Source organism: Flavobacterium psychraquaticum (genome assembly GCF_034497725.1).
In the GTDB taxonomy this organism is placed as follows: Bacteria; Bacteroidota; Bacteroidia; order Flavobacteriales; family Flavobacteriaceae; genus Flavobacterium; species Flavobacterium psychraquaticum.
In genome coordinates this window covers 89,799-112,204 of sequence record NZ_JAXKVR010000023.1, presented here as the reverse complement: position 1 = coordinate 112,204, position 22,406 = coordinate 89,799, and the positions used below count along the sequence as shown (strand labels likewise).

General features: G+C 33.2%; 21 protein-coding genes. 7 read left to right on the top strand and 14 right to left on the bottom strand.

The annotated features are described in order from the left end of the window. Positions 1–49: 49 nt before the first annotated feature. Both T1L09_RS03280 and truA read right to left on the bottom strand, forming a co-directional pair. Positions 50–1,867, bottom strand: coding sequence for an ABC transporter ATP-binding protein (locus tag T1L09_RS03280; RefSeq protein WP_322549523.1), 1,818 nt, complete (start codon positions 1,865–1,867; stop codon positions 50–52). Continuing rightward, positions 1,867–2,619, bottom strand: a complete 753-nt coding sequence (gene truA / locus T1L09_RS03275) for a tRNA pseudouridine(38-40) synthase TruA (RefSeq protein WP_322549522.1) — start codon at positions 2,617–2,619, stop codon at positions 1,867–1,869. The genes T1L09_RS03280 and truA overlap by 1 nt, the downstream gene beginning before the upstream one ends. Positions 2,620–2,737: 118 nt before the next feature. On the opposite strand from truA, the gene T1L09_RS03270 reads away from it, so the two are divergent. After that, entirely contained in the window at positions 2,738–3,232 is a 495-nt protein-coding gene (locus T1L09_RS03270) for a metallophosphoesterase family protein (protein WP_322549521.1), read from the top strand. A gap of 135 nt (positions 3,233–3,367) precedes the next feature. On the opposite strand, the gene T1L09_RS03265 is transcribed toward T1L09_RS03270, so the two are convergent. After that, on the bottom strand, positions 3,368–3,778 hold the full coding sequence (locus tag T1L09_RS03265; RefSeq protein WP_322549520.1) for a DUF4293 domain-containing protein: 411 nt from the start codon (positions 3,776–3,778) through the stop codon (positions 3,368–3,370). Positions 3,779–3,966: 188 nt separating this feature from the next. Here T1L09_RS03265 and rho point away from each other — a divergent pair, with 188 nt between their 5' ends. Next, the gene (rho, locus tag T1L09_RS03260) at positions 3,967–5,760 is read left to right on the top strand and encodes a transcription termination factor Rho (RefSeq protein ID WP_322549519.1); all 1,794 of its coding nucleotides are present in this window, start codon (positions 3,967–3,969) and stop codon (positions 5,758–5,760) included. A 43-nt stretch (positions 5,761–5,803) separates the two neighbouring features. On the opposite strand, the gene T1L09_RS03255 is transcribed toward rho, so the two are convergent. Then, on the bottom strand, positions 5,804–6,271 hold the full coding sequence (locus T1L09_RS03255; protein WP_322549518.1) for a DUF1456 family protein: 468 nt from the start codon (positions 6,269–6,271) through the stop codon (positions 5,804–5,806). Positions 6,272–6,533: 262 nt separating this feature from the next. Between T1L09_RS03255 and T1L09_RS03250 the strand changes: the two genes are divergently transcribed. Next, positions 6,534–6,935 (top strand): TerB family tellurite resistance protein, encoded by a 402-nt coding sequence (locus tag T1L09_RS03250; RefSeq protein ID WP_322549517.1) that lies wholly within the window; start codon positions 6,534–6,536, stop codon positions 6,933–6,935. Positions 6,936–7,089: 154 nt separating this feature from the next. Here T1L09_RS03250 and T1L09_RS03245 read toward each other — a convergent pair whose 3' ends face one another. Continuing rightward, the gene (locus tag T1L09_RS03245) at positions 7,090–7,560 is read right to left on the bottom strand and encodes a DMP19 family protein (protein WP_322549516.1); all 471 of its coding nucleotides are present in this window, start codon (positions 7,558–7,560) and stop codon (positions 7,090–7,092) included. A 2-nt stretch (positions 7,561–7,562) separates the two neighbouring features. After that, on the bottom strand, positions 7,563–9,554 hold the full coding sequence (uvrB, locus tag T1L09_RS03240) for an excinuclease ABC subunit UvrB (RefSeq protein ID WP_322549515.1): 1,992 nt from the start codon (positions 9,552–9,554) through the stop codon (positions 7,563–7,565). 105 nt (positions 9,555–9,659) lie between these two features. Between uvrB and T1L09_RS03235 the strand changes: the two genes are divergently transcribed. Next, complete coding sequence (locus T1L09_RS03235; RefSeq protein WP_322549514.1) at positions 9,660–10,229, top strand: C40 family peptidase; 570 nt, start codon at positions 9,660–9,662, stop codon at positions 10,227–10,229. Here the strand turns inward: T1L09_RS03235 and T1L09_RS03230 are convergent, their stop codons facing one another. From T1L09_RS03230 to T1L09_RS03220, 3 genes are read right to left on the bottom strand one after another with little or no spacing between them, the layout of a single operon-like run. Then, positions 10,230–10,892 (bottom strand): thiamine diphosphokinase, encoded by a 663-nt coding sequence (locus T1L09_RS03230; protein ID WP_322549513.1) that lies wholly within the window; start codon positions 10,890–10,892, stop codon positions 10,230–10,232. It abuts the gene before it with no gap. 34 nt (positions 10,893–10,926) lie between these two features. Continuing rightward, a complete protein-coding gene (locus tag T1L09_RS03225) occupies positions 10,927–11,757 on the bottom strand; it encodes a DUF4249 family protein (RefSeq protein WP_322549512.1) in 831 nt (276 codons plus the stop codon). 4 nt (positions 11,758–11,761) lie between these two features. After that, a complete protein-coding gene (locus tag T1L09_RS03220) occupies positions 11,762–14,134 on the bottom strand; it encodes a TonB-dependent receptor (RefSeq protein ID WP_322549511.1) in 2,373 nt (790 codons plus the stop codon). A gap of 122 nt (positions 14,135–14,256) precedes the next feature. Between T1L09_RS03220 and T1L09_RS03215 the strand changes: the two genes are divergently transcribed. Further along, a complete protein-coding gene (locus T1L09_RS03215; RefSeq protein WP_322549510.1) occupies positions 14,257–14,925 on the top strand; it encodes a hypothetical protein in 669 nt (222 codons plus the stop codon). Between the two features lie 39 nt (positions 14,926–14,964). Here the strand turns inward: T1L09_RS03215 and T1L09_RS03210 are convergent, their stop codons facing one another. The 5 genes from T1L09_RS03210 to T1L09_RS03190 all read right to left on the bottom strand — a co-directional run bounded on the left by T1L09_RS03210 (position 14,965) and on the right by T1L09_RS03190 (position 20,017). Then, the gene (locus T1L09_RS03210; RefSeq protein WP_322549509.1) at positions 14,965–15,540 is read right to left on the bottom strand and encodes a hypothetical protein; all 576 of its coding nucleotides are present in this window, start codon (positions 15,538–15,540) and stop codon (positions 14,965–14,967) included. A gap of 105 nt (positions 15,541–15,645) precedes the next feature. After that, on the bottom strand, positions 15,646–17,868 hold the full coding sequence (locus T1L09_RS03205) for an NADP-dependent isocitrate dehydrogenase (protein ID WP_322549508.1): 2,223 nt from the start codon (positions 17,866–17,868) through the stop codon (positions 15,646–15,648). 155 nt (positions 17,869–18,023) lie between these two features. Continuing rightward, positions 18,024–18,380 carry a 50S ribosomal protein L19 gene (gene rplS, locus T1L09_RS03200; protein WP_322549507.1) on the bottom strand — a complete coding sequence of 119 codons (357 nt, stop codon included), beginning with the start codon at positions 18,378–18,380 and terminating at the stop codon, positions 18,024–18,026. 133 nt (positions 18,381–18,513) lie between these two features. After that, positions 18,514–19,197 (bottom strand): tRNA (guanosine(37)-N1)-methyltransferase TrmD, encoded by a 684-nt coding sequence (gene trmD, locus T1L09_RS03195; RefSeq protein ID WP_322549506.1) that lies wholly within the window; start codon positions 19,195–19,197, stop codon positions 18,514–18,516. 100 nt (positions 19,198–19,297) lie between these two features. Further along, the gene (locus tag T1L09_RS03190) at positions 19,298–20,017 is read right to left on the bottom strand and encodes a 3-ketoacyl-ACP reductase (RefSeq protein ID WP_322549505.1); all 720 of its coding nucleotides are present in this window, start codon (positions 20,015–20,017) and stop codon (positions 19,298–19,300) included. Positions 20,018–20,175: 158 nt separating this feature from the next. Here T1L09_RS03190 and T1L09_RS03185 point away from each other — a divergent pair, with 158 nt between their 5' ends. Together T1L09_RS03185 and T1L09_RS03180 are read left to right on the top strand one after the other, a co-directional pair. Next, on the top strand, positions 20,176–21,333 hold the full coding sequence (locus tag T1L09_RS03185) for an MFS transporter (protein WP_322549504.1): 1,158 nt from the start codon (positions 20,176–20,178) through the stop codon (positions 21,331–21,333). A gap of 124 nt (positions 21,334–21,457) precedes the next feature. Then, a complete protein-coding gene (locus tag T1L09_RS03180) occupies positions 21,458–22,390 on the top strand; it encodes a peptidylprolyl isomerase (RefSeq protein ID WP_322549503.1) in 933 nt (310 codons plus the stop codon). The last annotated feature ends 16 nt before the right edge of the window (positions 22,391–22,406 follow it).

Here is a 22,406-nt window from a genome sequence, read left to right as displayed (position 1 = left end):
TCGAGAACAATTTCAATACGTGCAGAAGGTTTAAATAGTTTAACCGCTGCTAAACTTCAACTGCAAATTGCGAATCGTATAATTTTTTGTAATAACCGTTTGGTTTCAAGACTAATTCCGAATGGGTTCCCGCTTCTACAATTTGACCTTTATCCATTACGATGATTTTGCTTGCATTGATGATTGTCGCTAATCTGTGTGCAATTACAATCGAAGTTCTTCCTTTAGTAATTGTTTCTGTTGCTTTTTGAATCAATTCTTCTGAATGCGTATCGATGGAAGAAGTAGCTTCGTCTAGGATTAAAATACTAGGATTACTTACATAAGCACGCAAAAAAGCAATCAATTGGCGTTGACCCGAAGATAACATCACGCCGCGTTCCTTCACATTATAATCATATCCGTTAGGTAAAGTCATAATGAAATCGTGTACTCCAATTTTTTGTGCCGCAGCGATAACATCTTCTCTAGAAACGGCTTCGTTGTGGAGCGTAATATTGTTTAAAATACTATCCGAAAATAAAAATACATCTTGCAAAACAATAGCAATTTGCCTGCGAAGACTTGCACTCGTATAATTTTTAATATTCTGATTATCGATTAATATTTCACCCGAATCAATTTCGTAAAAACGATTCAATAAATTGATTATTGTCGATTTTCCAGCTCCAGTACTTCCGACAATTGCAATGGTTTCGCCTGAATCAACGTGTAAATTTATACCTTTTAATACTTCTTCATTCTTAATGTAACTGAAACGAACGTCTTTTAGGTCGATAATTCCGTTGAAATGAGTAGCTTCAATTGTACCGTTATCTTGAATGTTTTCATTGGTATCTAAAATTTCAAAAACACGATCGGCAGCGACAATTCCCATTTGCATCACATTGAATTTATCTGCAATTTGACGCAACGGATTGTATAACATCGTAATGTACATATTGAAGGCAATTAACTGTCCAATAGTAGTTTCCGTGTCGCCATTTATTATCCAAAGTGCCCCAAAATAAACCACCAAACCAATACTAATATTTGAAATAATATCAGCAATAGGGAAGAAGATGGAGTTGTATAAAATATTTTTTAACCAAGCTTTGTTGTGTTTTTCATTGATTTCTTTGAACTTTTCTAATTCGATTTTTTCTCTGTTGAAAAGTTGCACGATTTTCATTCCTGTCAATCGTTCTTGAATGAAAGTATTCAAATTGGCTACTTCATTTCGAACCTCTTTAAAAGCAACTTTCATTTTTCGGTTGAAAATTCGCGTTGCAATTAAAATAATAGGCATAATTGAAAGCACAACTGCTGTAATTTTCCAGTTTACAACCAGCATAAATACAATTACGATAATCATTTTTAGCAAATCACTGATAATCATAAATAAACCTTGGCTAAAAATACTTGCAATCGATTCAATATCTGAAACGGCACGCGTTACTAATTTCCCCACAGGTTCCACATCAAAATATTTCATTTTGAACGAATTGATGTGTTTGTATAATTTATCCCGAAGGTCTTTAATAATATCTTGGCCTAACCAGTTGGCTAAATAAGTAAAGAAAAATTGTGCCAAAGCTTCAAGCACAAGTGCAACAAACATTATGACAACTAATATTTTTAGATTCGAAGAATTATCATTTCCGGAAAAGAAAAACTGCATAAAATTCTCAAAATAAGTCTGAATAATATTCGTTTCTTTCTTGGATTCTACTAAGTAATTGTCAATGGTGAAATTCAACAAAAACGGTCTTATAGCAGTAATAATCGCTAAAAATATGGCCCAAAACGCAACAAAGTATAATTTACCTATGTAGGGTTTTGCATAAGCTAACAATTTATTGAATGAAGATTTTGTTGTTTTACTCATTATTTATTTTCTCTTTCTTTTATATAAGGATAAGTTACGTTTACTAAATACAAACCTTGAGCAGGCACTGAAAAGCCAGCATTTCCACGGTTTTTACTTGCGATAATTTTATGCATATCGGCGACTTCGATTTTTCCAAGACCAATATTTACCATTGTTCCTACGATACTTCGCACCATATTACGTAAAAATCGATCGGCTTTGATGGTAAAGATAAGTTGATTTTCGGTTTGTTCCCAATAGGCTTCTGAGATGTCGCAATTAAAGGTATTCACATCCGTATGTACTTTTGAAAAACATTCAAAATCGGTGTAATCAAATAAAATCTGACAAGCTTCGTTCATTTTATCAATGTCCAATTTGTGCGAATACATCCAACTTCCTTCCGTAAGAAAAGGATTTTTATACGAATGGATGTAATATTTGTAAGTTCTTGAGGTAGCATCAAAACGAGCGTGAGCATCATCAGCTACTGGGAAAATTCTATAAATTACAATGGAAGGCGGTAAGTACGAATTTAATTTACTAGTCCAATACTTCGATTCTAATTCCTGATCGGTTTCAAAATGGGCATACATTTGTTTGGCGTGCACACCAGAATCGGTTCTTCCGGCTCCAACAATGGCTATTTTTTCTCTTAATAAGGTAGAAAGTGCTTGCTCCATCGTTTCTTGCACTGAGGAAACATTGGGCTGACATTGAAAACCGTGAAAGTTTTTTCCGTTATATGCAAATTCTATGAAATATCTCAAAATATAGTAATCAGTGTTCAGTAATTAGTAATCAGTTTTGTGCAATAGCTTGCAAATTTACGAAATTCAAAGGCAATTGCAATTTCAAAATTTAATAATAAAAACCTAAATTTGCCTTATGAAGAAAATCCTCCTGTTATCCGATACCCACAGCCATATTGATGATGTTATTTTGAAATATGTTGAACAAGCCGATGAAGTTTGGCACGCTGGAGATATTGGCGATTTAAAAGTTACCGATTCCATTAAGAAATTAAAACCGCTTCGAGGTGTTTATGGCAACATTGATGATGATAAAGCACGAATGGAATTTCCGCTGAACAATCGTTTTTTCTGTGAAGGAATTGATGTTTGGATTACGCATATTGGTGGTTATCCCGATAAATATAATCAGGATATTCGTGCTGAAATTAATAAAAATCCGCCTAAATTATTTATTTGCGGGCATTCGCACATTCTAAAAGTACAATTTGACAAGAAGTTGAATTTATTGCATATGAATCCGGGAGCTTGTGGAAAATACGGTTTTCACCAAGTCAGAACAATGTTGCGTTTTGAAATAGATGGTGACAAAATCCAAAGTTTAGAAGTGATTGAGATAGGGAAGAAGTAAGCTTCAGTGTTCAGTGTTCAGTGTTCAGTGCTCAGTGGTCAGTGTTCAGTTTGCAGTCTCGGTTTATAGCAACAAAAAAATCCGAAACTTTCGCTTCGGATTTTTTCTTCGCACTAATAAACTAAGATGTTAGGTTTATCGCAACCGATCTACAGATTTTACGAGATCTTCGTCCTTTTTTATTGCCTTGTTTGCCAAGACTAATAAAACGATAGAAATTGCAGGAAGAAACATCCCAATACCCTTCTCAGAAACCAAAGCTTCTCCGGATAGATTTAGAGACCAATACACAAAAAATCCTAGTAAAATAAAGTTAAATATCATATTCAATCTGTTTAAAACAAATTGGTGTTGTCTTTTTTTGAAATTTATTATACTATAAATAGCCAAAACAGTAGATAATACAAACAAACTAATATATATAATTGATGAAGTAAAAAACACCTCATTTTTTTGATTATCAGTCCATAACGGAAATACAAATGGCAAACCACCAGTGATTATAGCACTGATTAACATATATACCGTTTGAATTCTTTGAAACATATTTACTTGTTTTGTTGAGCAAAAATAGTACTTCTTTTTTATTTAAACTATTGTTATTTTAAAATTTCTTCGTACTATTGCATAGGATAAGGCGTAAGTACTTCATTTTACGATACCTTAGACCACAAAAAAATACCTATCATTTTTTTGTTTTAACAAATTCAATAATTTTATTCTACATTATATCTATGTTTGATATTGAAGTATTAAAGGAGATGAAACTCTCTGATTTGCAAGAGATTGCAAAAGTAGCTAAAATCAATAAATACCGATCTTTGAAAAAAGATGATTTGGTATACCAGATTTTAGACTTACAAGCAGCGAAACCTGAAGTAATTAAATCTGATTTAACTCCAGACACAGCTGACGACCAACCCAAAGAAAAAAGAGCGCGTATTCTACCGAAAAAAGACTTAAGTAAATCACCTCAAATTAAAAAAGACCTATTTTCGAAACCGTTGAAAGATTTACCTGAAGAAGTTGAAATTGCAACTCCTGAAGTGAAAGAAGAAGTCAGAGCGGAAGAAGTTAAAGAAGTTGTTGCTAAACCAAATCCAAAACCTCCGGTTAAAGACTTAAAAGAAAAGAAACCTTTACCGAAGAAAGTTGCAAGTACTGAAGCTAAGACCGCGGAAACTCCTGTGGCAGTTGCTACAGAAACCTCTGAAGTTGCTCAAAAAGAGAGAAATTTGTCTAAGAACCCAAATCATAAGGCAAATCAAAATAATCCCAACCATCCAGATTACAAGAAAAGTACGAATACTGAAGGAAGTGTTGGAACTCCAACAAATACTGCAAACGCAGTACCGACTCCAAAAGCCCCACATCAAAATAAAAAACCAAATTTCAGAGAACCTGATTTTGAATTTGATGGAATTATTGAAAGTGAAGGTGTTTTAGAAATGATGCCCGATGGTTACGGATTTCTTCGTTCGTCAGATTATAACTATTTAGCTTCGCCAGATGATATTTATTTATCTACTTCTCAAATTCGATTATTCGGACTTAAGACCGGAGATACTGTAAAAGGAGTAGTACGCCCACCAAAAGAAGGTGAAAAATATTTTCCATTGGTTAAGGTTTTAAAAATAAATGGTCACGATCCCCAAGTTGTTCGTGATCGAATTTCTTTTGAACATTTGACGCCAGTTTTCCCAACAGAAAAATTCAACTTGGCAGAACGTGGTAGTACGATTTCAACGCGTATTATTGATTTGTTTTCACCAATAGGAAAAGGTCAACGTGGAATGATTGTTGCCCAACCAAAAACAGGTAAAACAATGCTTTTAAAAGATGTTGCTAACGCAATTGCTGCTAATCATCCGGAAGTTTATTTAATTGTTTTATTAATTGATGAAAGACCAGAAGAGGTAACCGATATGCAACGTAGTGTGCGTGGTGAAGTTATTGCTTCTACTTTTGATAGAGAGCCACAAGAGCACGTTAAGATTGCTAATATAGTTTTAGAAAAAGCAAAACGTTTGGTAGAATGCGGACACGATGTAGTGATTCTTTTAGATTCAATTACGCGTTTAGCAAGAGCATACAACACGGTTCAACCCGCATCTGGAAAGATCTTAAGTGGAGGAGTTGATGCAAATGCGTTACAGAAACCAAAAAGATTTTTTGGAGCTGCTCGTAATGTTGAAAATGGTGGTTCATTGAGTATCATCGCAACAGCGTTAACTGAAACAGGTTCTAAAATGGACGAAGTTATTTTTGAAGAATTCAAAGGAACCGGTAATATGGAATTGCAGTTAGATAGAAGAATTGCTAACAAACGTATTTTCCCTGCCATCGACTTAGTTTCTTCAAGTACGCGTCGAGATGACTTATTATTAGATGAAAATACAGTTCATAGAATGTGGATAATGCGTAAATATCTTGCTGATATGAACCCTGTAGAAGCCATGGACTTTATACAAGATCGATTTAAAAAAACTCGAAATAATGAAGAGTTTCTAATTTCGATGAATCAATAAAATAGTATAAATAAAAAATCCTGCTTAAAAGCAGGATTTTTTTTTATTTTTTATCTTTTCCGGAGTTAAATTTAAATCGTTCTACAGGATCTTCTGGCTTAGCATTTTTTGCAGATGGCTTTCCTTTTCCAAAAGGCTTTTTAGTTTCTCCTGTTTTAGGTTTAAAAGATTTCTTTGCACCTTCTTTATTATAGGGCTTCTTCTCTTTAACCGAATCGTCTTTATAACTATCTGATAAAGGAATTTTATTTGCTTTAATCGTATTCAAAACTTCCATCGGTTGTTTTGGATTCTCTTTTGTGCCACGTAGATAAATTACCAAACCATTTAAAAAATTACGCAACAATTGATCACCACATTCTATGAAATTTGGATGGTCTTCATTGCGAAATACATTACCTAGTTCACCTTTAGAAACTCTAAAATCAACTAAATTTAGTATTTCAATGATTTGTTCATCACGCAATTGCAACGCTACACGCAACTTTTTAAAAATATCGTTGTTATTCATCTTATTTATTTCTATTATATTATTCGCTTTCGCTTTAACACCACAAAGATACACTTTTGCTATTTCTATAACACATAATTTCTTATTATGTTTTTTATCAAATGATTATTCTTGCACTATCACAGTTTACGATATTTTAAAATTATTGCCATTAATCAGAGCTACTGATATACAATGTTGATAAAATATCAAAAGTAAATTGCAATAATTCCTTTTAGATTTTTATATTTGATTCATTATAAGACATAAAAATTGTATTTCGATGGAGAATTACGAAGAACGAATAAATTTGTTACAAGAAATGATTGCCTTTGCTTTAGTAGACGGCCAATTACACGATAGGGAATATGATTTCTTAGATATTATTGCGAATCAGTTAGAAATTGATAAACCAACTTTCCTAAATTTATTTAAAAATTCCGTAGGTAATGTTGTAATCAAAGATGAATTTAATAGAATTTGTCAGTTTTATCGGTTGGCTCTGTTGATGCATACCGATGGTGTTTTGCATGAAAATGAATTAGTAAAAATAAATGAAATAGGGATAAATATGGGGTTGAATCCATATGCAATGAAACGGGTTTTGCATATAATGAAAAACACACCAGATCAAACGATTGATGGCGCGGTTTTATTAGCAGTTTTCTCAGAACAACATAATTAATTTAGGACCTATTTTAATTTACTTCTGCACGAGATATTTTAGAAAAATTAATTAGAGAACTTGATAATTAAGTCGAAATTATTCACAAGAAATAATAAACTTCGCCCAATTTTTTAGATTACGGCGAAGTTTATTATTTTTAAGAATAAAGTAATTATTGTCCGAATTGACCTTCGTTTGCTTTGATGTATTCTACAATCAGACTAACCACATCTTCTTCCGTTTCGTTTTCAAAGAACATTTCGTCTAAATCTTCCCAACCCGAAATTATTTCTTCATCAGCTTTTTCAATTAATGAAATACGTTCTTCTAAATCTGTAGTAAAAGTTCCTGGAAATGATTTCACCGCATTTGCAATTAATTCGGCTGTTTTTGGTGCTTTAATTTCTAAATATGAAGTAATAATTTCTTCTACAAAATTAGCAGATTCTGATTTGAAAAAGAATTCAAATCCACCGTGACCCATCGCACCTTCATAAATATCTATGAATACAAATACTTTTTCTTCATCTGTTAAAGACGAAAAATCTTGTGTTTCTTCTTTCTTCTCCCAAATTAGTGTTCCAATAGCTTCAATTACTGCTACTTCATCTTCTAATTTTAAAATGCTGTCAATTTTACTCATAATTATTTTAATTTATCTTGTAATACTTTAATATCATCACGCAATTTGGCAGCTTGCATAAAGTCTAATTCTTTTGCTGCTTTTTCCATCATTTTACGCAAATCTCTGATTTTTTTCTCTAATTCGGGTTTCGAAAGATATAAACTTTCTGGTTCAGCAGCCTTTAATGCTTCTTTTTCATAGTAACCAGTTGAAACTGAATTTCCGGTTAAGGCACTTCCTAAACTTTTCTTTAAAGCTTTAGGTTCTAATCCATGTTTTGTATTGTAAGCGGTTTGTTTTTCTCTGCGATAAGTAGTTTCATCTATTGTTTTTTGCATCGAAGCCGTAATCTTATCGGCATACATAATCGCTTTTCCGTTTACATTTCGGGCAGCACGACCAACCGTTTGCGTCAACGAACGATGACTTCTTAAAAAACCTTCTTTATCAGCATCTAAAATAGCCACCAGCGAAACTTCGGGTAAATCTAAACCTTCACGAAGTAAATTCACACCAATCAAAACATCAAAAATTCCTTTACGCAAATCTTGCATAATTTCCACGCGTTCTAAGGTTTCCACATCCGAGTGAATGTAACGACAACGAATCGCCACTTTCGTGAAATATTTTGCTAATTCTTCGGCCATTCTTTTGGTTAAAGTCGTCACTAAAACGCGTTCATCGGCTTCACAACGCAACTGAATTTCTTCAATTAAATCATCAATTTGATTCGCACTTGGTCGCACTTCAATAATTGGATCTAATAATCCTGTCGGGCGAATTACTTGTTCTACATAAACCCCTTCCGACTTTTGTAATTCATAATCGGCTGGCGTTGCAGAAACATAAACTACTTGATTTTGTAAGGCTTCAAACTCTTCAAACTTTAAAGGACGATTGTCCATCGCAGCGGGTAATCTAAAACCATATTCTACTAAATTTTCTTTTCTACTTCGATCGCCACCATACATTGCGTGGACTTGGGAAATGGTAACGTGACTTTCATCAACAACCATTAAAAAATCATCTGGAAAATAATCCAATAAACAGAATGGTCTTGTTCCGGGCTCTCTTCCGTCAAGGTAACGCGAATAGTTTTCAATTCCCGAACAATAACCCAATTCCCGAATCATTTCTAAGTCGAAATTCGTACGTTCTTCTAATCGTTTAGCTTCGAGATGTTTCCCAATTTCTTTAAAATAATCGACTTGTTTTACCAAATCTTGTTGGATGGCCCAAATTGCATTTTGTAAAACATCAGGAGAAGTCACAAACATATTGGCCGGATAAACCGTAAGCTTTTCGTAACGCTCCACCACTTTTGCATTAATCGAGTCAAATGCTTCAATTTCTTCTACTTCATCACCAAAAAAGTGAATTCGGAACGGTTCATCGCCATAACTTGGAAAAATTTCGACAATATCGCCTTTAATTCTAAAATTTCCTGGTCCGAAATCCGCTTCCGTTCTAGAATATAAACTTTGTACTAATTTGTGTAATAATTTAGTTCTCGAAATTTGTTCGCCTTTATCAATATTAATTACGTTTTTCTGGAATTCAACCGGATTTCCAATACCATATAAACACGAAACGGACGAAATCACAATAATATCTCTTCGACCTGAAAGTAGGGCAGAAGTCGTGCTCAAACGAAGTTTCTCCAACTCTTCATTGATAGATAAATCTTTTTCTATATACGTTCCGGTAACGGGAATAAAAGCTTCGGGTTGGTAATAATCATAGTACGAAACAAAATATTGTACCGAATTATTAGGGAAAAATTGCTTGAATTCCGAATACAATTGTGCCGCTAAAGTTTTATTATGAGCTAAAACTAAAGTAGGTTTTTGTACTTCCTGAACCACATTTGCAACTGTAAATGTTTTTCCGGAACCTGTAACACCTAAAAGGGTTTGATATTTCTCACCGTTGATGATCCCTTTTGCTAATTTTTCAATAGCTTGAGGTTGATCGCCAGTAGGAACATAATCGGAAACGACTTGGAATTTCATATTTTTTTATAATTTACAAAGATAGTTAATAGAACTGTTTTATTTTATTTTAACACAATTCAATTTTGAATGCATTATTTTTGGAATTTCTTTTAAATTACACGTATGAAAATCATCTTACTTATTATAACGTCTTTTTTAAGTTTTCAAACTGCTGAAGATTTAAAAATTGAACAAACAGCTAAAGAATTTCCTATTGTTCAAATTGATCTTTTTAAAATTGAGGACACTATAAAAAATGATATTGTTGAGACTTCTAATGAAAATCGAGATGATATTAGCAGGAAAGATTTAATTCATTTTGCTACTACTTTTTTAGGAACACCTTATGTTTATGCGAAACAAGATCCAAAAGTAGGATTTGATTGTTCGGGATTTATTAATTATGTTTTTAAAAATTATAATATAACAGTTCCAAGAAGTTCAAGCGGTTTTAAAAATTATGGTAGGAAAATCGCAATTGAAGATGTAAAAGTGGGCGATGTTTTAGTATTTACAGGATATCGCGATACAAATTCTGTTGGACATTTAGGAATCGTTTCTGAAGCAAACGGAAGAAATTCTAAATTTATTCACGCATCTTCAGGAAAAGTAATGGAAGTAACAATTAGCGACTTGAATTCTACACATTATTCAAAAAGGTTCTTGCACGCGGTCGATGTTATCAATCAGTAATTAATCCCAACATTCCATCAAAAGTAAATCGCCTTCTTGATGTTCGATCGTAACAATTCCATCTTCGGCAACGTGATTGCTACTTCCCGTTCGATATCCGATAATTAATTCTTCATTCTTCAACGGATAAAATAGATTTTTTGTAGTAATTCCGGTAACTTTTCCAATCGGAATTAACGAAATTGTAGTGTTTTTTGGATACCATTTTTCATATTTCTTTTGCAATAAAAACACTTTTGAATGATCGTCTAAAACCACAATTTTCAACTGATCGCGATAAGCAACAATGTTGGTGATGTTCGTAATCGTATGATCAGCACGTTTTCCGGTGGCCCAAATAACATTTACCGCTTTATGACCTTTTGTAATAAGATAATCGAATGCTTTATCTAAATCCGTTTTGTCTTGATTAGGCGTGTGCACAATTTCTAGCGGATATTGCTTTTCTAAATAGATTTCTGGATTAAAATCGCGGTCAAAATCACCTAATAATACATCGATTTTGATGCCTAATTCTAAAACGCGATCCATTGCACAATCCAAAACAATCACTAAAGGCGACCATTCTAAAAGTTGTCCGATTAATTCTTCACTGCACGAAGCACCGTTTGCAATAATTAAAGCTGGTTCTTGATCGTCTCTAACAATTTGGTGTGATGACATATTTTTATTTAAAAGTCAAAGATAATGTTTTAAATTATTGTACTAAATATTCTACAGTATCAATTTCACTTAAGAAAAAATAACCTAAAGCATAATTCGAAACATTACTTTCATTCACGATATTTCCTCTAAGGGTTGCTGGTGGCGTCGCAAAGGGATTTCCACCGCCACTTCCTGCAATGGACAAAAGTTTGGTCATATAATTATAATAACCAAGCGAAATACCTTGAACACTCAAATTTAAAGTTGTTCCTGGTTCTGTTTTACTACTTCCGTAAAATCCAAACATTAGATTTCCTTGAAAAAACTCGTCGCTAACAGCACCAAATTCTGGGATTGCTTTATTTGGATTTTTAATTCTTAGTAAATAATAATTGTCTTCTGCACCATTATCTTGGAAGAAATATTTGACTTGAATTTCATCTTCGCCTGAAAAGCCTACGACTGTTTCTTGCGTAACTGATGCAATTTCGGGCGTTGCAAATAATTTACTTGAAGAAGTGTAAATTTCACCAGCATATTGAATCGTTAAATCATAAGTTTCGTCAATAGCAGGTAAGAAATTAGTACAAACGTATTCTCCTGAATTCGGAATTATTTCTGTAAAATCAAATTCGTTTCCGGTGCTATTAAAAACTTTAACTACCGCACCGCTTGCTGGAAGAATTGTATTGGTAAAAAAATCATTCGTCAAGCTTAATTTAATGGTTTGATTTTCGCCTGTTGTTCCTTTTTCCCATTTGATAATCGCATCAATTACTAATTTAGGACTATCATTATTCAAATCGATATCGACCACTTTTTCACAATTGGTAAATAGCGTAGCACTGAAAAATAGCGTTATATAAAAGAATATTTTTTTCATCGGATTAAAATTTAAAATTATAAGAAACTGAAGGTACAATTCCAAATATTGAAAGGCGAACTGCTTCATTTCTTCCGGTTTCATCGTTTTGTCTAAAACTGATCGATGCCGCGTTGTATCTGCTGTAAACATTGTAAATTCCAAACACCCATTCGCGTTCGTATTTGTGTTTATCTTTGCGTTTTGGTGTTAAAGTTGCCGAAATATCCAAGCGATGATAAGCGGGTAATCGGTCTTCGTTTCTTGAATTATAACTCGGAACAGTTACGCCTTGAAATACATATTTGCCCGAAGGAAAAGTCACAGGTTGACCCGATTGCAAGGTGAAATTTGCTCCAAAAGTCCATTTCGCATCTAATTTATAGCTTCCGGTTACCGCTAAATTATGTGTTTTATCGTAAGCCGAACGATACCAATCGCCATTGTTAATTCCTATTTCTGTTGGTGTTCTTCCTGGCGTTTGTTGTTCCGAACGCGATAAAGTGTAAGCAACCCAACCGTTGAAATTACCGGAGTTTTTTCGTACCAAAACTTCTAATCCGTACGAACGCATTCTTCCATTTAAAATAATTTGTTCGATGGCTTCATTGGCAATTAAATCGGCACCATCGATATAATCAATTCTGTTTTTTATTTTTTTGTAATAACTTTCAACTTCTAAGGAATAGTCGCCTTTGCTGAAATTTTTGAAATAACCAATTGCAATTTGGTCGGCTAGTTGCGGTTTGATGTAATTATCACTTGGCGTCCAAACGTCTAATGGAGTAGGAGAAGCCGTGTTTGAAACCAGTTGCATATATTGTGTCATTCGATTATAACTCGCTTTTACCGATGTGTTTTCGTCTATTTCATAAGCTAAAGTTGCTCTTGGTTCAAAATTTACATAATCGGCAATTGATTTGTTTTTTCCGAAGTATTTTGTTGAAATTGGTGTTCCTTTTTCATAAATTTTCAAGTCTTCATTATAAACTACGGCTTGATCATTCGCGTAATAATTCACTGTGGAATTTCCCAAACGGTTGAAAGTGCTCAGACGGAAACCATACGAAAAGTTTAGTTTTTCAGACAAAGTTTGTTCCATTTCGGCAAACCATCCGGTTTCTAAAGCATATTTTTTGTCCAATTGTTTGAAGTTTATCGAAGAGTTTTCGTCCAATGGATTAATCGTTCCGGGATTCAAATCAAAATAAGTTAAATTAGTTCCAAAATTCATCTTCATTTTATCCGAAAGATAATATTTGAAATCGTATTTGATGTTGTAATTTTTTATGCCAGATTCCCAATTAAACCCGATAAAGTTCAAATCTAAACCGTAATAATAATCACTATAAATCAAGGAAAGATTAGAAAATAATTTGTCCGAAAACAGATGATTCCATCTCAGATTCAAGGTTGAATTTCCATACGTATTTGTTAATGATTCACTTAAAGAAAAGATATCTCTTCCAAAATATCCAGAAAGATATAAGTTGTTGTTTTCGTTTACTTTATAGTTGATTTTAGTGTTCAAATCATAGAAATAAGCGATGTTTTTATTGTCGGATAATTTCAAAAAAAAATGGGCATACGAACCTCTTCCCGCAATAATGAACGAACTTTTGTCTTTTACAATCGGACCTTCGGCTAATAAACGACTCGAAATAAGTCCGATTCCTCCGTTCATGCTAAATTTTTTACCATTTCCATCTTTCTGATATATATCTAAAACAGACGACGCTCTTCCGCCAAATCGTGCTGGAATTCCTCCTTTATATAAGGACAAATCTTTAATAGCATCTGGATTAAAAACCGAGAATAATCCAAATAAATGTGAAGTGCTGTATAATGTCGCTTCATCTAAAAGGACCAAGTTTTGATCAGCTCCACCACCACGAACATTGAATCCTGATTGGCCTTCGCCAGCATTTGTGACACCAGGAATGAATAAAAGTGATTTAATAACATCGACTTCGCCTAATAAAACCGGCATTTGTTTGATGGTGTTAATCGATAATTTCGTCACACTCATTTCTGGCTTTTTGATCTTAGTTTTATAGGCATTTTCTACCACGATTACTTCGGCAAGTTCCGTGCTACTTTCGTTTAAACTGAAGTTTTTCTTAGTATTTTGATAAAAATCTATCTTTTCGGAAGTATTGCCGTAGCCTAAATAATCGGTTTTAATCTCATAACTTCCTTTGGGAATTGTTAAAGAGTAAAAACCATATTCATTGGTATAAGTTCCTGCTTTTAATTCGGGAATATAAACCGAAACGCCAATTAAGGTTTCGTTATTTTTAGCATCTGAAATGATTCCGCTGATGGTTATTCGTTCTTGAGCAAAACCAAAAACGGTAAAAAGTAATAAAAAAGTATAAAATTTATGTTTTAGCCTCATTGTTGCACGGTTTTTGATTTACAAATTTGAGTATAATAATTAGTTAATTTTTAAAACAAATGTTAATTTGTGAGAAAATGCTATTTAAAATTATATTTTTACTTTTTAAGAAAATAAATTAAATGAATTTCAAGTTTATATTAATTGCGTTTGTATGTTTCTCTCAATTTAGTTGGGCTCAAAATGACTCGCCTTTCAAATCTAAAAAGTTGAAATTAGAATGGGATCAACCGCCAGTAATTGCTCCAGAAACAGGTGCAAATACTCCAGGAATTCCTTACAAAAGTATTTTAGATAAAGATGATTCTTATTTAAAAAAATATTCTCTTTTCGAAAAGAAAAATGAAACTACTAGTTTATTAGAAAAGAAATCAGAATATAAAAATCCGGGCGATGCTTACAAAGCTAAATTAAATAAAGAAATAAGCGAAGGAAGTAAAGTGGATGTTTTCTTCGGAAAATTTATTGTCGAAACCCCAAGAATTAAACTAATGACACGTGATTTCGCAGATCCTGATGGCGATAGAGTTCGTGTAATTTTAGATGATGTGGTGGTGATTATGAATATAACTTTAGAAGGTGCTTTTCAAACACATTATATCGATTTAAAGGAAGGTGATAATTTATTAGATATTTTGGCACTTAATCAAGGATTATCAGGTCCAAATACGGCAACTTTTGCCATTTATGATGACAACGGCAATCTAATTACGACAAATGATTGGAATTTAAATACAGGTTTGGCCGCTAAGTTTTTCTTAGTCTATCGTAAACCTTTGGAAAGAAAATAAATAAAACTACTTTTTAATTAAGTCATTTTTATTTGAATATTAAACACCCAAAAACTCTTTTTGACCATCCGTTAAATTCCAAATTTCTTGCACGTCTAAATTAATTAATATCACTTTGATTTTTAATTCTTTGTTATTTTTTAAAGAGGTATACCATTTAAAGGAAGTTTCATTATTTGAATTGAGAAAAATCGCCCAATTTATCAGTACATAAATATCATATTCATCTGACAAACTATCTTTAGTTCCTAGAATTTGATAGTCTTTTAACCAATTTTTAATTTGTTGATTGGTATCAAATTTACTCTTTAATATTTTAGTTATATTTTTGATAGAAGCACCACAACCAACTCCTTTGTTCTTATTCTTCAGTAAAAAACCTTCTTTATTAAAAAAATAAGCTTCTGGAACAACAAGTCGTTCTGTGTTTCCGTAATCGCTAAACACTTTTATATCTTTTAGAATGGCAATATCGTCTAAATTGTAGACTAATTTCTTTTCGTCAAGATAATCCACAATAGATTTTTCATTTTCAATCTTAAAGTTTATAGCTACTTTTTGACTGAATGTATGTGTAGAAATCAAACAGAAAATAACTCCAATAAATATTTTCATAATTTACTTTTTATTACAATTAAAAAAAGCTGTTATCAAAAAATTAAATAATTCTCTGACAACAGCTTTAAATATAGGAACTAATTAGTGTTAGTTAAACTTTTTCTAATTTAGTTTTGCTAAAATAGTATTCAATGTAGCACTTGGACGCATTGCTTTGTCAGTTAATTCAAAGTTTGGATGATAATAACCACCAATATTTTGAGGTTTTCCTTGAGCAGCGATTAATTCTTCATTAATTTTTTCTTCATTAGCTGTTAATTCAGCAGCAATAGGAGCGAAGATAGCTTTCAATTCTGCATCTTTATCTTGATTAGCTAAAGCTTGAGACCAATATAAAGCCACATAAAAATGCGAACCTCTATTGTCTAATTGTCCGATTTTACGAGCTGGCGATTTGTCGTTTGCTAAGAATTTTTCAGTAGCTTCATCTAAAGTTTCTGATAAAACCATTGCTTTTTCGTTGTTTAACGATTGTCCTAAATGTTCTAAAGAAACACCTAAAGCTAAGATTTCACCTAATGAATCCCAACGTAAATAGCCTTCTTCAACAAATTGTTCAATGTGTTTAGGAGCTGATCCTCCCGCACCGGTTTCAAACAATCCACCGCCATTCATTAAAGGAACGATTGATAACATTTTAGCAGAAGTTCCTAATTCTAAAATAGGGAATAAGTCTGTCAAATAATCACGTAAAACGTTTCCTGTAACTGAAATGGTGTCTAAACCAGCTTTTAAACGCTCTAAAGTGTATAAAGTTGCAGCCACTGGATTTAAAATTTGAATATCTAAACCTGTAGTGTCGTAATTTTTTAAGTAAGTAGTTACTTTTTTAGTAATTTCTCTATCGTGTGCACGATTTTCATCTAACCAGAAGATTGCTGGTGTATTTGATAATCTTGCTCTGTTTACCGCTAGTTTTACCCAATCTTGAATTGGTGCATCTTTCACTTGACACATTCTGAAAATGTCACCTGTTTCCACTTTTTGCTCCATATAAACGTGTCCGTTACCATCCGAAACTTTCACTGTTCCGTTTGCAGTCATTTGGAACGTTTTATCGTGCGAACCATATTCTTCTGCTTTTTGTGCCATCAAACCTACGTTCGGAACACTTCCCATTGTTTTTGGGTCAAAAGCACCATTTTTCTTACAGAAATCAATAGTTGCGGTATATAAACCTGCATAACATCTGTCTGGAATTAACGCTTTAGTATCTTGTTGTTTGCCTTCTTTGTTCCACATTTGACCAGAAGTTCTGATCATCGCAGGCATTGAAGCATCAACAATAACGTCAGAAGGAACTTGGAAATTCGTAATTCCTTTTTCAGAATTTACCATAGCCACAGCCGGACCGTTTGCGAAAGCTTCGTTTAAAGCAGCTTCAACTTCTGCTTGTTTTGGATGACCTGCAATTTTTGCATAAACATCACCTAAACCGTTTTTAGTATCAACGTTTAATTCGTTGAATAAATCTGCATATTTTGCAAATACATCGGCGAAGAAAACTTCAACAATAGCACTAAAAATGATAGGATCTGAAACCTTCATCATAGTAGCTTTTAAGTGTACAGAAAGTAATAATCCTTTTGCTTTTGCATCAGCGATTTCTTTAGTAGCAAATTCTTTTAAAGCTTTTAAGCTCAATACCGATGAATCGATAATTTCTCCAGCCAATAATGGTGAAGCAGTTTTTAAAACAGTTGTTGTTCCGTTTTCAGCTGTGAATTCAATTACAAACTGAGAAGCTTCTGCTATCGTTACTGATTTTTCACTTCCGTAAAAATCTCCGTGGTCCATATGAGCAACTTCCGTTTTTGAATCTGCAGACCAAGCTCCCATTGAATGTGGATTTGTTTTGGCATAATTCTTAACAGCTTTTGGTGCTCTTCGGTCTGAATTCCCTTCTCTTAAAACCGGATTTACAGCCGAACCTAATACTTTAGCGTATTTGGTTTTGATTGATTTTTCTTCTTCTGTTGTTGCGTCATCCGGATAATTTGGAATGGTATATCCTTGTGACTGCAATTCAGCAATAGCTTCTTTTAATTGTGGAATTGAAGCTGAAATGTTTGGTAATTTAATGATATTTGCTTCTGGAGTTGTAGCTAATGCTCCTAATTCTCCTAAAGCATCGCCCATTTTTTGGTCGTCTTTTAAGAATTCTGGAAAGTTCGCTAATATTCTTCCTGCTAAAGAAATATTTCTTGTTTCTATACTAATATTAGCTGGTTTTGTAAAGGCTTTTACAATAGGTAAAAACGAATGTGTAGCCAACATTGGCGCTTCATCCGTAATGGTATACATTATTTTTGACTGCTTAGACATGAAAGTTATGTATTATGTTTGAATATAGTTTGTTAAATCTGCCAAATGTAAGAATTTTGAAAGAGATAATTAGTTAAAATCGGTTAAATCTTGATTATTATTCAATAAAAAAGCCACAACATTGTTGTGGCTTTTTATACTTGAGAAAGTACAAATTAGTTTTTGTATCTTCTTTCTTTGATTCTTGCTTTTTTGCCAGTAAGTTCTCTGAAGTAGTAGATACGAGCTCTACGAACTTTACCTCTTTGATTTACTTCAACTTTTTGAAGTGCAGGTAAGTTTACAGGGAAGATACGCTCAACACCGATAGCTCCAGACATTTTACGGATTGTAAAAGTTTCAGTAGCTCCGATTCCTCTTCTTTGGATTACAACTCCTTTGAAGAACTGAGTTCTTGTTTTTTCACCCTCTCTAATTTCGTAGTAAACAGTGATAGTATCACCAGCTCCGAATGTAGGGAAATCTTTTTTTGTTACAAATTCGCTATTAACGAAATCAACTAAATTTGACATAGTCTTTAATAATAAAGGTTTATTTCAAAGCAACATACACGGGTATCGCCAGAGGTTGGTTCAAAGTGGGTGCAAAAGTATGAAAATTAATTTATAATTAAAAATTAAAACGAATAAATTTCGGTGTCTTAAATTACTCTAAATCTTCAAGTAAATCAGGTCTTCTGTTTTTAGTATGTTCATAGGCCATATCATCCCGCCATTTTTCAATTTTGGCGAAATTACCACTCAATAATATCTCAGGAACTTTCATTCCATTATAATCAGATGGTCTTGTATATATAGGATGCGACAATAAATTATCTTGAAAACTATCCGTTAAGGCTGAAGTTTCATCGCTCAAAACGCCCGGGATTAATCGAATTATAGCATCACAAAAAACTATAGCACCAATTTCACCGCCACTTAAAACGTAATCTCCAATTGAAATTTCACGTGTAATATGTAAATCACGAACTCGTTGATCGACACCTTTATAGTGACCACATAAAATCATGATGTTTTCATACATCGAAATGGAATTCGCCATTTTTTGATTTAAAGTTTTCCCATCTGGCGTCATATAAATGATTTCGTCATAGGTTCGTTCTGCTTTTAATTTCGAAATACAAGCATCAATCGGTTGAATACTCATCACCATTCCGGCACCACCGCCAAATTGATAATCGTCAACACTTCTTTGTTTGTTGGTTGTATAATCTCTTAAATTGTGAAAATTAACTTTCACCAATTCTTTTTCAATGGCCCGTTTCATAATGGAAGCTTCAAAAGGACCTCTTAATAATTCGGGTAAAATTGTAATAATATCTATTCGCATAGTGCAAAGATAGTAGATTATTTTTTAGTTGATGCTAACGATTTTCATTTCAGATTGGTTTTCATTTCCATTATAATTGTATTTCAATAGCAGAAATAAATTACGGATTAGTTGATAAAAGTGAAGCGCCTTTTAACATCGCTCTTCTTGGTAATTTTAAGCCAGCTACGATTAATTCAGCAAAATCTTCCGGTTGTAAAACAGAATCTTCGGAGTTTTTATTGGCAATTCCCAATTCAATTGACATGTCGGAAGCGATTGTGCTTGGTGTTAAAGTGCAAACACGAATGTTATTTTTTCGAACTTCTTTCATCAAGGATTCTGACATACCAATTACGGCAAATTTAGAAGCAGAATAAGCTGAAGTATTTGGGTTTCCAGTTAATCCAGCAGTAGACGACACGTTGAAAATATCACCTTGATTGTTAGTAATTAAATAAGGTAAGACTTCTTTAGTAACGTAATACATTCCCATTACATTCGTTTGAATAATCTCTGACCATTGATCCACTTTCATATCATTTAAAGATCCGAAAGCGGCTATTCCAGCATTATTTACTAAAATATCAACACTTCCAAAATCAGCAATAATTGACTTTATTCCTTTTTGAACTTCTTCGTAGTTTCCGACATTAAATAGTGCATAAGTGGCATTTATACCTAAAGCTTTGAGTTCAGCTACCGTGTCTTGTAGACTTTTTTCGTTTCTTCCAGTTATCGCCACATCAATTCCTTCTTTTGCGAAAGCGATTGCAGTTGCTTTTCCTAAACCTCGGCTTCCTCCAGTTATAATTGCTTTTTTACCTTTTAAATCTTCCATTTTAAGCTATTTTTTTATTTGTAGTAAAATTAAATATTAAAAATGGTTTTGGTGTCATTCAAACCTTAAATTAATCATAAATTAAACTTAAAACTAATTAATCATTTTTAAGTTTAATTTATGATTCAGTTTAGACTTATAAAACTAATTTTGCACCCATGAATTTATCAAAAACAGATGTAGGTTTTATGGCAATTGCAACCGGATTAATTGTTGCTAATTTATATTATTGTCAACCTTTAGTAATATTAATTGCCAAAGAATTTTTAATTGCTGAAGAAAAAGCAGCTACAATTACTTATCTAACACAAGCTGGATATGCAATTGGAATGTTTGTTATGGTTCCTTTAGGCGATAAGCTCGAACGTAAAAAACAAATTCAATACACCACTTTTGCCGCAATTATTGCATTGATTATTGCGGCAACTTCTAGAAGTTTTTTAATGTTGCAAATCGCTAGTTTTTTAATTGGTGCTTTTTCGATAGTTCCTCAATTGATTTTGCCTTTAGCGGCTAGTTTAGCTTCTCCAGAACAGCGAGGAAAAGTCATTGGAACGATAATGAGCGGTTTACTTGTTGGAATTTTAATTTCGAGGACAGTTAGTGGTTTTGTTGGTTTATGGATCGGTTGGCGTGGTATGTTTTGGATTGCAGCTTTCTTATGTTTGTTAATTATGCTTGTCATTCAAAAGAAATTCCCGGTAAATCGTCCAAATTTCAAAGGAACTTATACGCAATTATTTAATTCGATGTTTACTTTGATAAAAGAGCAAAAAATGCTGAGAGAAGCCACGTTAATTAATGCGGTAAGCTTTGCTCAATTTGGAGCATTTTGGACCACAATGGTTCTATTACTTTCCGATGCTCCTTTCAATTATAACAGCGCAACAATTGGACTTTTTGGAATTGTTGGTGCTTCTGGAGTCTTGGCAGCGCCATTAGTTGGGAAACTTGGTGATAAAGGTAATCCAAGGAAAGTCATTGGTTATGGATGTGGTTTGTTACTGCTAAGTTTTATGGTTTTTTATTTTTCAGCTGAAAGTTTAGTCGGAATTTTAATTGGGATTGTATTTATAGATGTGGGTTTACAAGCGATCCATATTTCTAATCAAACTCGTATTTATGCGTTACTTCCGGAAGCAAGAAATAGAATGAACACCATTTTTATGTCGTTTAGTTTTTTAGGAACGGCTTTAGGATCGGCCTTTGGAATTTGGTTATGGAATTATGGAAAATGGCACGCTTTTTCAGTTGGAGGAATTGCATTGGCGCTTCTTTCTATCCTAATTTACCTTTTGACCTATAAACGCAAATAATTAGTTTGTATTAAGAGGCTGAAGTCCATAAAATTGAGTTAAAAACGCACTTCATAATTTTAAATTTTAGGTCATATCCACAATATTATTTAAATTTGCACTACAAATAAAAAAAAACAGAACAATGGAAAACGGAATATATGCTAAATTCAACACTGCAAAAGGTGAAATTTTAGTAAAATTAACACACGATTTAACGCCAGGAACAGTGGGTAACTTTGTTGGATTAGCAGAAGGTCAATTAGAAAATTCGGTAAAACCAATGGGAACGCCTTATTATAATGGATTAAAATTTCACAGAGTAATTCCAGATTTTATGATTCAAGGCGGATGTCCACAAGGAACAGGAACTGGTGATGCTGGTTATAAATTTGACGATGAGTTTCATCCAAGTTTAAAACATGACAGACCAGGAGTTTTATCGATGGCAAATGCTGGTCCTGGAACAAATGGTTCTCAGTTTTTCATTACGCATATTCCTACAAATTGGTTAGACGGAAAACATACTGTTTTTGGTCACGTAGTCGAAGGTCAGGATGTTGTTGATGCAGTTGAAGGTTCAGATGCTTTAAATTCTATTGAAATTATTAGAGTAGGAGAAGAGGCAAAAAACTGGAATGCAGTTGAAGCGTTTATAACATTTACAGGTTCAAGAGAAAAAAGATTAGCAGAGCAAAAAAAAACAGCAGAGGATGCTTTGGAAAAATTAGCCGCTGGTTTTCAAAAAACAGATAGTGGTTTACGTTACCAAATTATTCAAAAAGGAAATGGTAAACAGGCAGAAAAAGGTAAAATGGTTTCTGTACATTATCAAGGTGCTTTAGAAAACGGTGAAGTTTTTGATTCCTCATACAAAAGAAAACAACCTATTGATTTTAAATTGGGCGCAGGACAAGTAATTGAAGGTTGGGACGAAGGTATTGCTTTGTTGCAAGTTGGAGATAAGGCTCGTTTTGTGATTCCTGCTTATTTAGGATATGGATCCAGAGGTGCTGGAGGTGTTATTCCTGCAGATGCTACATTGGTTTTTGATGTAGAACTAATGGATGTGAAATAGTATTCTTTAGTAAAAA